General features: G+C 58.3%; 11 protein-coding genes and 1 pseudogene. 8 read left to right on the plus strand and 4 right to left on the minus strand.

Annotated elements, in window-relative coordinates:
• Positions 1–107 precede the first annotated feature (107 nt).
• Positions 108–830, minus strand: coding sequence for a hypothetical protein (locus RMO15_RS16980; RefSeq protein ID WP_309714635.1), 723 nt, complete (start codon positions 828–830; stop codon positions 108–110).
• Positions 831–862: 32 nt separating this feature from the next.
• On the minus strand, positions 863–1,588 hold the full coding sequence (locus RMO15_RS16985) for a hypothetical protein (RefSeq protein ID WP_309714636.1): 726 nt from the start codon (positions 1,586–1,588) through the stop codon (positions 863–865).
• 82 nt (positions 1,589–1,670) lie between these two features.
• Here RMO15_RS16985 and RMO15_RS16990 point away from each other — a divergent pair, with 82 nt between their 5' ends.
• Complete coding sequence (locus RMO15_RS16990) at positions 1,671–3,680, plus strand: VIT domain-containing protein (RefSeq protein ID WP_309714637.1); 2,010 nt, start codon at positions 1,671–1,673, stop codon at positions 3,678–3,680.
• Here RMO15_RS16990 and RMO15_RS16995 read toward each other — a convergent pair.
• On the minus strand, positions 3,672–4,409 hold the full coding sequence (locus RMO15_RS16995) for a hypothetical protein (RefSeq protein WP_309714638.1): 738 nt from the start codon (positions 4,407–4,409) through the stop codon (positions 3,672–3,674). The two genes, RMO15_RS16990 and RMO15_RS16995, sit on opposite strands and share 9 nt — an antisense overlap.
• Positions 4,410–4,415: 6 nt before the next feature.
• The gene (locus tag RMO15_RS17000) at positions 4,416–5,153 is read right to left on the minus strand and encodes a hypothetical protein (RefSeq protein WP_309714639.1); all 738 of its coding nucleotides are present in this window, start codon (positions 5,151–5,153) and stop codon (positions 4,416–4,418) included.
• A gap of 31 nt (positions 5,154–5,184) precedes the next feature.
• Between RMO15_RS17000 and RMO15_RS17005 the strand changes: the two genes are divergently transcribed.
• The 7 genes and pseudogenes from RMO15_RS17005 to RMO15_RS17035 form a co-directional block, all read left to right on the plus strand.
• Positions 5,185–7,002, plus strand: a complete 1,818-nt coding sequence (locus tag RMO15_RS17005) for a hypothetical protein (protein ID WP_309714640.1) — start codon at positions 5,185–5,187, stop codon at positions 7,000–7,002.
• A gap of 55 nt (positions 7,003–7,057) precedes the next feature.
• The gene (locus RMO15_RS17010; protein ID WP_309714641.1) at positions 7,058–7,606 is read left to right on the plus strand and encodes a hypothetical protein; all 549 of its coding nucleotides are present in this window, start codon (positions 7,058–7,060) and stop codon (positions 7,604–7,606) included.
• Positions 7,607–7,671: 65 nt separating this feature from the next.
• The gene (locus RMO15_RS17015; protein ID WP_309714642.1) at positions 7,672–8,667 is read left to right on the plus strand and encodes a radical SAM protein; all 996 of its coding nucleotides are present in this window, start codon (positions 7,672–7,674) and stop codon (positions 8,665–8,667) included.
• A gap of 18 nt (positions 8,668–8,685) precedes the next feature.
• Complete coding sequence (locus tag RMO15_RS17020) at positions 8,686–9,282, plus strand: nitroreductase family protein (RefSeq protein WP_309714643.1); 597 nt, start codon at positions 8,686–8,688, stop codon at positions 9,280–9,282.
• Positions 9,283–9,404: 122 nt separating this feature from the next.
• Positions 9,405–10,715 (plus strand): hypothetical protein, encoded by a 1,311-nt coding sequence (locus tag RMO15_RS17025; protein ID WP_309714644.1) that lies wholly within the window; start codon positions 9,405–9,407, stop codon positions 10,713–10,715.
• A gap of 72 nt (positions 10,716–10,787) precedes the next feature.
• Entirely contained in the window at positions 10,788–11,789 is a 1,002-nt protein-coding gene (locus RMO15_RS17030) for a sugar phosphate isomerase/epimerase (protein ID WP_309714645.1), read from the plus strand.
• Positions 11,790–11,851: 62 nt separating this feature from the next.
• Positions 11,852–12,197, plus strand: a pseudogene (locus RMO15_RS17035) (hypothetical protein); the annotation flags it as partial.

Below are 12,197 nucleotides of genomic sequence, written 5' to 3' on the forward strand. Positions count from 1 at the left end.
AAGTTTTGCTTCTGCCGCAACGCTGGTCTGTTCCGCAAGCAAGTCCCAGAGTGTCTTGCCTTGCTCTACCCGGTCATGGTACTTTTGTAGCACAGCCTAGTGTACCGTTAGAGCTGGCTCAGATACTCCGCCGCCGCCGCACGAACCTGCTCGGATTTGTGCACGGCTCTCACGCCATCCGCCACTTTCTTGAGGCTTGTGTCCTTGAGACTTCCCAAAGCGAGCAAGCCCGCAACCGCAAGCGCCTCGGCCTTCTGCTCCGTTTTGCTCTTCTCAATAGCCTCTTGAGTGAGAAGCCGCAGCCCGTGCCGTGCTTCGGGAGAAAGCGCTTCCAGATCATCCAGGGGCGTTCGAGGTAGCACATGCCCCAGCCATTGAAAGAGCTTGTCAAGCGAATCTGGAGCTTTGGCTAGGGGGGACAACGCAGCATGGCTTCCGAACTCCAGCACCGCCCCTAGCTCAGCTCGGGTTGCACGTGAGAGTAAATCGGGGAGCAGGGTGAAGATCGTTTTGTTTCGCTTGCTGGTGCCACGGTACCGAGCCACCAGCGGCAGGTAAATGAGCAGCACCAGGGTGTTGATTCCACGCGTGAAAGGATCTTTTGCAACCCCAGAGGTAATGCTCCAAATGCTGTAGGCAATCCCCAAGCACATGAGAGGAATGGCAACGGCACGAAAGAAAAACCAGCAGAAATGGACGCGCTGGTTATCGCGCTGCATCAGCGTGGTCAAGAGTACCAGTGCTCTCTCACAAGGCAGTATGGAGAGCGTCTTTTTGGCTGCATCGGGCGAGGAGTGTTTGAGCTGCTGCCAGAGCTTTTTCTTTTGCATGGTGTGTGTTTCTTGAGGACGCTGCCGCTGGATCATCTCACTGCCTCAAGATACTCCGCCGTCGCCGCACGAACCTGCTCGCATTTGTGCACGGTTCTCACATCATCCGCCACTTTCTTAAGGCTTTTGTCTTTGAGGCTTCCTAGCGCCAGAAGCCCTGCCACGGCCAGCGGCTCGAAGATGTTATTGTAGTCCGTCTCGTCTATGGCTTTGTGGGTGGCAAACTGGAGTCCGGCTCGCTGCTCGGAAGTCAGTACCAAAAGCTCGTCGGTGGGGGTGCGAGCAAGAAGATGGGCAAGACGGTCGCGGAGTGGGACTTGAAGTGTCGTATTCTCCCAGGCGTGCGGTGCCAACTCCAGGAGCGCCCCGAGCTCGCTTCGCGCTGCCTGCTTGATACGATCTGCCAATAGTGTCGCGAGCGACTCGATTCGCTGGAGCGCTTTCTTCTTCTGGCGATCTCGCCACTCTCCTACCGCAAGAATAAAAACAAGAAACGGGAAATTGATCAGCTCTCTCTTGAGGATCTCACAAAGCACAGCGAGCCCTAGGTAGGTGCCTGCCAGACCAAAGATCAGGAGTTTTCGACGATGGATTTGTTCGTTCTCTCGCTTGAACAATTGGATGAGTAAGGGGATTGCGACGAAGGAGTCGTAGGGGGCCAGCTCACGCTCAGCCTCCACGATGCCTTGCTTGGCGATAATCTGCGCCAGACGCTTCTTCTGCTCGTCTTGTTTTAAACTCTGCTGTGCCTGAAACATGACTTTATTTAGTCTACCTGGCCTAAATTCTTTCTGCTGCCACGAAGGAAAGGGCAATAAGAGAGGCAGAGGAGATATTAGGATGAGACAATTGAGTTGGTTGGCGCTGGTACTATGCTGGTTTGCGACCGTGACCGGGGTGGCACAGGGATCGGAGGGGGTAGGACTACGTGCCTGGGATCGGCTGCGGTCTCGGGAAATGGAGTGCCCCTTGCAGCACACCGATGTCCACGCGCAGATCTCGGGGTTTGTGGCGCGGGTGGATGTTGTCCAGCGCTTCGTGGGGCCGGAGGCCAGTGGCCCGGTGGAGGCAATCTACACGTTCCCGCTTCCCGAGGATGCTGCCGTGGATCGGATGGAAATGCGGATTGGACGGGAGCGTATTGTACGGGGTGTGCTGAAGCGGCGGGAAGAGGCGCGAAAGACCTATGAGGCGGCGAAGTCTGCGGGCAAGACGGCGGCACTGCTGGATCAGGAGCGGCCCAATGTCTTTACGCAGTCGGTGGCGAACCTGATGCCTCGTGAGCGTGTCGAAGTGCGCCTGAGCTATGTGGTGACTCTGAAGTACCACGAGGGAAGCGGCGAGTTTACGTTTCCAATGGTGGTGGCCCCACGCTACTCCACCGCGCCTGATGGCACTAAAGTGAGTACATCGAATACGCTCTCTCCGACACGGCCTGCACATGACATTGCGCTCACGGTAGATCTAGATGCTGGGCTCCCCATCCAAGATATCCGCAGTGCACTCCACCCGATTCTTGTTCAGTCTTTTTCTGCTCCAAAAGCCCGAATCATGCTGGCTACAAATAGCGGACAGCTTCCCAATAAAGATTTTGTCTTGCGCTACAAAGTTGCGGGAGCGGAGCTTCAGGAGGGGGTTCTGACCCATGCCAATAAGAAAAGCCAAGGGGGTGAGTTTTTGCTGATTCTCCAGCCGCCCGCCGCTCCCACCCGTGACAGTGTGACCCCCAAAGAGCTGATCTTTGTGGTGGATCAGACCGGCTCGCAGTCTGGGGAGCCGCTCGAAAAGTCCAAGGAGACGATGCGCTACTGCTTAAACCAGCTTCACCCTGGCGACACGTTCCAGGTGCTGGGCTTCAACACAAGCCTTTACCCCTGTTTTGACAAGCCGCAGCCCGCCACCCCAAAAAATCTTATCGAGGCACTACGCTTCATCAACGGCCTGGAGGCCAACGGTGGGACAGACATTCTGGGAGCGGTTGAGTATGCCTTACGCCAGCCAGATGACCCTGAGGGGCGCTTGCGAATCGTTAGCTACATGACCGATGGCTTAGTAGACAACGAGAATCAGATCCTGGCGACGATTGCCAAAGAGCGGGGGCGTGTGCGACTCTTTCCCTTTGGCATTGGTAACTCGGTCAATCGGTTTTTGTTAGAGGGAATGGCACGCGAGGGGCGTGGAGCCTGTCAGATCGTCCCCTTAACCGCTAACGGCCAGAAGGTCGCCGCCGAGTTTGCCCACCGCATTGCGGATCCCTTGCTCACTGATATTTCTGTGGACTGGGGTGGGCAAAGCGTGGACAAAAATGAGGTCTACCCGCGCCACATTCCCGATGTCTTCTCCGCTGAGCCGATCTTGCTCAAGGGGCACTACACCAAAGCCGGGAGTGGCACGATCACCATTCGAGGTAAGCTGCGCGGCAAGCCTTGGGAGCGTACCCTGACACTTACCCTGCCGGAGCGCACCTCGGAAAGCGCTCACTCCGCGATCACGACTCTGTGGGCACGGGCCAAGTTAGAAGACCTTCGCCAGCAGCACTATGTGGCCGAGCTCGAAGGGAAGTCCCAGGTGCCGCTCAAAGAGGCAATGACACTGTTGGCTCTGGAGCACCAGCTCATGAGCGAGTTCACGTCATTTGTGGCCGTGGAGGAGCGTGTCGTCAACCCTAATCAGGCAGGGCGCACTAAAACCGTCGCAGTGCCAACCTATCGGCCTGAAGGGATGGATCTTTCTGCAACCATGGCAAGTGGTTTTTCGTCCACAGGGACACCTGAGCCCGCCAGTGGAGTCTTGTTTGCTCTTGGCACACTTGGTTTTTGGGTAGCTCGTCGCCGGAGAGCGCTACATTAGCGCTCTCAGATACTCCTCTGCTGCCATCCGAATCCGCTCGCACTTGTGGGCTACTCTTGCATCCCCTGCCTGACCGCCAAGGTTTCTATCTTTGAGGCTTCCTAGCGCCAAGAGCCCTGCCACGGCCAGCGGCTCGAAGAAGTCGTTGTGATGTGCTTCGTCTATGGCCTTGCGGGTGGCAAACTGGAGCCCGGCTCGCTGCTCGGGAGTCAGTAAGAAAAGCTCGTTGGTGGGGGTGCGAGCGAGAAGATGGGCCAGTCGGTCCCGGATGGGGATGAGCAGTATCGCGCTCTCCCAGGCTTGCGGGGCCAGGTCCAGCAGAGTCCCAAGCTCGCTACGCGGGGCAAGCTTTACCCGCTCTAAGAGAAGCGTCGCGAGTAGTTCAAGACGCTGAAGCGCGGCTTGCTTCTTTTTGGTGCGCCAGCCCAGCAGATTCCAGACAGGAATCGTAAACAAAGGCCAGAGACCGTAAAAGTGCTGACTGACCACGTAGTAGAGAATAATAAGTGAGAAATAGGTGCAAAGACCGACAGTCACAACGGATCGGATGCGCGTGATGACCAGTGTCTCTTTGGTATACAGACGGGTCAAAAGGGGAAGCACGGTCTCGGGTTCGCAGCGGGCCAGCTCGCGCTCGGTACCTACCACGCCTTGCTGGACGATGAGCTGCATAAGACGCTTCTCGCGCTCTTTTTCGGTTCGCGTTTTCTGAACCTGCATCTGCATCATCTGGGTTTAGTGTACCGCGCTGAGGTACTCCATGGCGGCGGCTTGGACCGCAGTCTCCGGCAGTGCCGTCGCCTGGGTGGCTAGCTCTTTGAGCCCAGGGTCTTGGAGGGTTCCTAGCGTGAGGAGTCCAGCACTGGCGAGGGTAGTGTAGCGGTCATCTTTGTGAACGCCGACGAGCGCGCTGGCCGTCACGGTTCGCAGGGCTGCTCTCTGTGGCTCGGTGAGGGTAAGTAGCTCCGAGACCGGCGATCGAACCAGCGCCACTTCCAGAAAAGCCCGGCAGGTGTCGCGCTCATTGCGGGAGCCAAAAAGCCCAGACTCTGCGATGATAAGAACCGCGCCCAAGCTCTGCCGGCTCCCGCGCTGGATACACGCGGAGGCGACAAACTGTGCATTCTTGCCCCGAAGCGTCGCCGACTTGCTGACTGAGGTCACAATCCCATGCACAATTCGAAGCGCGATTCCCACACCGACATAGGTTGCGAACTCACTCTGATGAAATGTGGTAACAAACCAGAGTACGAAGGCCACGCCGCTTGCTCGATTAAAAAGCTTGCCCAGGGTGCGCCGCAGCTTCTGCCGACGGCGCTCGTGCACCAGAATTGCCGCCAGCGCTTCTAGAACCTGCTCCGGGTCGTAGAAGGCAAGCGTGGTCTCGACCAAACGCAGATCCCGGCGGTTGAGCTGGCGTGTGAGATCGTTCTGTAGGGAGGGAGGCAGGACGCTTTGCGGTCGAAGAGACACAGCCTCCAGTATAGCGGTAAAATAGACGCGTATGAATCGCCGCCGTTTTCTGACACTTCTCCCGCTGTCCGCCCTCGCGCTTGGCCTCGCCGGGTGTCCAAAGCCCGAAGACTCTGCGCCGACCCCGAACAATCCCGTCGGCAAGACCACCTCTGCCGATACGGGAGCCTTCAAAGACCTCGATCCGTGGATTCTCAAGACCACCGACCCCAATGCCAACCGAGGCAACCATGGAATCTATCTGAGTAGTGGAATCATGGGAGCGACATTTGGAGCTAGTGGTGGTGAAGGGAAAGACGGTAAAGCTTTCGTCGCTGGTGTCTACGACAAAAACGAGACCCTCCAGTCACTAGCCGATTGGAAACCTTTTGAGCTTGTCCCAAAATCGGGCGAACCTTACGAGCAAACGCTAGATCTCAAACGCGGTATCCTCACAACTAAGTTGGGGAATGTGATCATAACGGCCCTCGTCTACGGCCACAACATCATTACCAATGTGAAAGGCACTCCCTCAAAAGATGGCTCTGGCCGCGATGAGCCAGACAGTTCTTGGTCACAGGTAACCTACTACACGGATCCTGCGACAGAGTATGCCAAGTTACCAGATTGGCCCGCTATCGTAAAGTCGCACGAAGCCGAATGGGCGAAGCGATGGGAGGGATTCGATATCATCATTGAGGGCGATCCTGAGGCGCAGCAACTTGTCCATAAGCTGATGTTTGATCTGATGCAGTCCGTGGGGGGATTTGGAAGCCATGAAGGCTTCTCCGTCGCGCCCGAGGGGCTCTCGGGGGATTTTTATAAGGGCCATATCTTCTGGGACGCGGAAGTGTGGATGTTCCCGGCGCTTCTGGCCCAGCACCCCGACCTGGCAAAGACGATGCTGGAGTATCGCTTCTCGCATCTCGCCCAGGCAAAGGCGCAGGCGGCAAAGCAGGGCTGTAAGGGCATAGACTTTCCCTGGGAGTCAGCGGCAAGTGGCAACGAGACGGCTCCCGGTGGCTTCTCCGAGGGGCGGCACGTCACGGCGGGCGTCGGGTGGGCGACGTGGCAGTACTGGCTCGCGACGGGCGACAGAGCCTGGCTGGAGGCGCGGGGCTGGCCGCTGCTCTCTGGGATTGCGGAGTACTTTGCGAGCAAGGTCAAGAAAAACGCGGCAGGCGGCTACGATTTAGGGCCGCTCACCGGGCCGGACGAGCTGCACATGAAAGTGACCAACAACGCCTACACCAACGCGATGGTGCTCAACTGCCTCAATGCCGCTTCCGAGGCCGCAAAGCTGCTCGGAAAGCCTACTAATCCACTCTGGGCGAGTGTGGCCAAGGGGCTCGTAATTCCCAAGAACGCCGACGGGGTGATCCTGCGCTGCGATGGCGACGATGGCAAACCGGGTACGAAGCAGGCCGATGGCGAACTCTTGCTCTGGCCTGCCCAGCACCCCAGTGCCGATGCCAAGACCTTTGACTTCCATAAAAAGCGCCCCATCAAGAACGGCCCCGCCATGACCGACTCGGTGCACGCCCTGATCGCTGCACGCTTGGGCCGCGCCGATGAAGCCGAGGAGGAGTTCCGCGCCAGCTATCGCCCGTTTGTGCGTGGGCCGTTTTTGCTCTTCTCCGAGAAGCGGAGCCTGGATCGGTGCGTCTTCACCACGGGCTGTGGGGGCGTCTTACAGGCCGTTCTCTACGGCTTTGGGGGGCTGGACTTCACGCACTGGGATAGGATAGAGAAAGCGCCGGTCGCGCTGCCCAAGGGCTGGACAAAGCTCGAAATCCAGGGCGTGAGCTACCAAGGCAAGCGCTACACGCTCACGGTCACGCCGCAAGGTCGCAAACTTACCGCCGATTGAAATCGGCATCTCCGACGGGAACAAAGTCCGATAAATCGGACTGGGGAATTTTTTGATGAAATATGATTCGTTCGTGAAGTTGCGTGGGTTAGGTTGCGTGGCGCTGCTAGTGGCACCGCTCGCGTTCTTTGTTTTTCGCCCAAAGGCAAACAACGCGCCCACACCCGCCGCACCACCCATGTCTCAAAATACGCCTGACAATACCCCCCTTCGCGAAGCCGGAGGGGGGCAGGGGGGAGGCCAAAATCTCGGGGGAGGCCAAAATGCCGGGGGAGCACAGCCAATTGGGGAAGACACGCTCTCTGACGTAGACCGTGAGGTGCTGAAGATGCAGAAGGAGCCGCTGGATAAGGGCACGCCCGATGCCAAAGGCCCCAAGTGGCGTGTGAAGAACGGCAGCGTCGTGATCGAGCTGCGCTGCGATAAAGACAAGGGCTACACCACGTGGAATCGCGCCAAAGTGGACGCCAACAACAATAAGCAGTTCGACGAGACCTGGGCCTTCAAGAAAGACGGCACCATCGAGCGTAAATTCGCGCCGGGCGACGACCAGAACTACACGCAGACCTTTGTGCTCGATGGAGACAAGTGGGTCGCGAAATGAACCCATCCCCCCGGCCCCCTTCCCTCTACGAAGGAAAGGGGAGAGGGAAGGGGGAGGTAAGGTTGGTGGAGACACGGCTCAACCTCTTGCCCACCGTCGGGCCGCAGAGTGTGAGCGTGGTGCTGACCAATGCCTGCAACCTGCGCTGCCTGACCTGCTGGAGCTACTCGCCGCTCAAAAACGCACTCCCGATGGCCGACTGGCGACGCAAGCGGCTCGGGCGTGAGCTGCTCCAGCCGTTTTTCGCCGAGCTTGCTGCCCTCGGCACGGAGCGCGTGATCTTCACCGGCGGCGGCGATCCGCTGGCGCACCCTGAGTGCCTGGAGGTCTTTGGCGACGCACGTCAGGCAGGCTTGAAAATCACGCTGATCTCCAATCTGACGCTGGTTCGGAGCCGTGAGGCGTTTCTGGCCCTAAAGCTCACCACGATCCTCGCCAACTTCTCCTGCGCCGACCCGGAGACCTATGTCGCGTTTCATCCAGGCCGCACCGAGGCGGACTTCCACACGCTGATTGCGCTTCTCCGAGAAGTCGTTGCCTCAGGAACACAGCTCAAGCTGGTCTTTGTGGTCTGCGCCGTGAACTGTCACGTCTTAGAGAAAGCCCTCACGCTGGCAAAAGAGCTGGGCGCGTCGGTGCAGTTCAAGCTCATGAGCGCCATTGACGAAACCCAGACGCTGGTGCTAAGTGAAGCCCAGCGCGACGCGCTTTTTGCCGAGAGAGAATATTTGGAGAGCCTAAGAGCAAACGCGAACTTAGACACATTCTTCACCGAGCTCTCGGGCAGCGCACCGGATCGCTTTCCCATCGACGAAGTCGGCTGCTTCGCGGGCCACTGGTACGCCCGCGTGGACGGCGATGCCAACGTGAGGTTCTGCTGCAACCCCAACTCCGAGCTAACACTGGGGAACCTCCACGAAACCTCGTTCACCGACCTCTGGCGCTCGCAAGGCTGGCACGCCCTCCGCACCCGCCTCCGCTCCGGCGACTTCCTCCCCGGCTGCGAGCGCTGCGGTAAGTTCGACCTCAACTTGAAGGTGCGCGGGAACCTGACGGGCTGAATTGGGTTCTTGAGGGGCATGGAAAAACCGACTCTCAACGACCACCCGATTCTTGAGCCGCTTCGCCAGCGCTGGAGCCCGCTTGCTTTTGACCCGAAGCCCGTTCCCGCCGAGACGCTGCTCTCGCTCTTTGAGGCCGCTCGCTGGTCTTCGTCGTGCTTTGGCGAGCAGCCGTGGCGCTTTATCGTGGGCGTAAAAGCCACCGATCCGACGACCTTTGAGAAGCTGGCGAGCACGCTGGTTCCAGGGAACTCGTGGGCGATCAAGGCTCCCGTGCTGATCTTGGGAGTAGCAAAGAAAACCTTTGCCTACAATGGCAGCGAGAACCGGTTCGCGTCGTATGATGTGGGCCAAGCCGTGGGGCAGCTTACGGTTCAAGCCGCGTCCGCCGATCTCTATCTCCACCAGATGGGAGGCTTCGATGCTGTCAAGGCGCAGGAAATCTTCGCCATCCCCGACGACTTCGCGCCACAGGCGATGATCGCGCTGGGCTATCTCGGTGCGGCGGAACTCCTAGATGAGGAGAAGCAGCAAGCGCGTCACAACAGCCCAACCCGAGCCCGAAAGCCGCTCTCGGAGCTGGTGTTCTCGGAATGGGAAAAACCGGCGTTTTGATCCCGCCGGTTGCATCTCGAACCCATCCCCCCGACCCCCTTCCCTGTCCCAAGGAAGGGGGAGAGGGAAAGATGGCTGGAAACCCCTCCCTAACCCTCCCTGCCCTGAGGGAGGGTGGTGTAGTGAGGAACGAACGAAGCCGGGTGGGTTCGGGCGAGAGGTACTTCGGAATCCGCGTGGTCGATGCCGCCACGGGGCGGGGCGTGCCGCTGGTCGAGCTACGAACGACCAACGACGTTGCCTATATCACCGATAGCGCGGGTTGGATTGCCTACGACGAGCCGGGGCTGATGGGCACGAAGGTCTGGTTTGCGATCAAGAGCCACGGCTATGCCTATCCCAAAGACGGCTTTGGCTACGCGGGCGTCGCACTGACACCAGAGCCGGGCAAGACGGCGACAATCAAGCTACCGCGTACGAATATTGCGGAGCGCCTCTACCGGGTGACGGGGCAGGGGATCTACCGGGACTCCCTGCTCCTGGGAAAGCCCGTGCCCAAGGGAATTGCCCCGATCAATGCACGCGTCATGGGCCAGGACTCCGTGCTGGTGGCATTGTACAAAGGCAAGCTTTATTGGTTCTGGGGCGACACCTCGCGGCCCGAGTACCCGCTGGGGCAGTTTGGCACTGCGGGTGCAACGTCTGATCCACGTGACAACCCCGACGAGGCGATTCGGCTGCGCTACTTTGTGGACGAGAAAACGGGCTTCTCACGTCCCATGTTCCCCAAGCCCAAAGGCCCCGGCCCGGTCTGGATCACGGGGCTCGCCGTGATCGAGGGCGGCAGTAAGCTGGTTTGCTTCTACAGCCGGATGAAAGACCTCGGGATGTGCGTGGAGCGTGGCCTCGCCGTCTTCAATGATGCGAAAGCTTGCTTCGAGACGGTGGTGGAGTTTGATCCTACCAAGCCCGAGCCGCTCACCGGCCACCCGTTTGTGCACGATGGCTGGCTCTACGGAACGTACGACGGTGGCGCACCCAAGCCCTGCGTTCGCGTCAAGCCGACTCTGGCGGCGCTGAAAGACCTCAAGAACTACGAACACTTTTCGGAGCCAAAGCTGAGCCTGAAAGATGCAAAAACGGGCGTTCTGGTCAGCAATCACGGCGGCTCGGTGTTTTGGAACGCCTATCGCCAGCGCTGGGTGATGATAGTGCTACAAAAGTTTGGGAAGTCCTCCAATGTGGGTGAGGTCTGGTACGCGGAGGCCAAAGACTTGACCGGGCCTTGGGAAAAAGCTGTCCAGATCGTCACGCACGACAAGATGGATTTTTACAATGTCACGCAGCACCCGTACTTTGACCGGGGCCGCTACCTCTACTTTGAGGGAACCTATGTCAACACGTTCTCTGGAAATCCCGAAGCCACCCCGCGCTACAACTACAACCAAATTCTCTACCGCCTTGATCTGGAGGAGAAGCGCCTTCGGGTGTAGAAACTGAGTGCCAGATATCATTGTGCTCTAGGCTTAGAGCGCGATAAATTTCACGAAGGAAGCAAATAACACATGAAGATCGGAATCTTCACTGCGCTGTTCCACGATCGCCCGATCGAGGCAGCGCTCGACTATATCGCGGAGGCGGGCATTCAGTCCGTCGAGCTAGGCGGCGGAGCCTATCCGGGCAGCCGTCACCTAGACGACATGGGCGGCTCCAAGGTGCTGGCCACTGATGCGGGCAAGCGCAAAAAGCTGGTGCAGGCCATCGAGAGCCGTGGACTGATCCTTTCCGCGATCTCGGTGCACGGCAACCCGCTGCACCCTAACAAGAAGATCGCCGAGGAGCACCACCAGGCATTTGAGGACGCAGTTCTCCTGGCCGAAGCACTCCATGGTGATGGAATCATGCCCCAGGCAACCGTCAATGGCTTTTCCGGCTGCCCTGGCGACTCGTCCCGCGCCAAGAACCCCAACTGGGTGACGTGCGCCTGGCCCGATGAGTTCCGCGAGATCTTAGAGTACCAGTGGCGCGTCGCGGCGCGTTACTGGCGTGCTCAGAACCGTTTTCTCAAGCAACACAACTGTGTCTTTGCCATTGAGATGCACCCTGGCTTTATCTGCTACAACAACGACACACTCCTGAAACTGCGTAAAGTGGCGGGGGATCGCATCGGCGTGAACTTTGACCCGTCGCACCTGTGGTGGCAGGGGATTGACCCGCTGGCCGCCGTTAGAGAGCTAGGCGAGGCGGGAGCGCTGTTCCACTGCCACGCCAAAGACACTCGCATTGATCCGCAGAACAGCGGTGTCAACGGCAACCTAGACACGCAGAGCTACGGAGAGATTGCCAAGCGCTCGTGGGTTTTCCGCTCGGTGGGCTACGGCCACGACGAAGCCTGGTGGAAGGACTTTGTGAGCGTCCTGCGCATGGTCGGCTACGACTATGTGCTCTCGATCGAGCATGAGGATGGCCTCATGTCCAGCGCCGAAGGTCTGCACAAGGCCCTTGATGTCCTCAAGCGCTCGGTCATCTCGGAGCAACCTGGCCCCATGTTCTGGGCGAAGGACTAGGATCCTCCCTGACTCCTCTCCCGTATCTGATTGATTTGGTTGATATTGGGGAGGAGTAAGGAATGGTAAGAAAAAGTAAATTAATGCTTAATAAAATTGTTGCGCTTCTTCCGAAGCCAGTACTTGATTCCCTTTTTCGCTTGAAAGAGAAGAATATTGTTCTGAAAAAATTGGTTAGTTCTGTTGCTCGGAGAGCATCTAGCACGGATCAGGTGATTCTTGGGGGTGTTGGCAAAGGATTGAAATTCAATGCGAAGGGGGGGTTTTCAGGACTAATCCAAGGTACTTTTGAATTAGAAGAGCAGGAAATGCTTGGGGAATCTCTTTTTAATGGGGCAGTTTTTTATGATTTAGGAGCAAATATCGGATTTTATTGTAACAGGTTAGGTAGTTGCTGGGACAATAGGG

Origin of the sequence: Armatimonas sp. (genome assembly GCF_031410135.1) — a bacterium.
Taxonomy (GTDB): Bacteria; Armatimonadota; Armatimonadia; order Armatimonadales; family Armatimonadaceae; genus Armatimonas.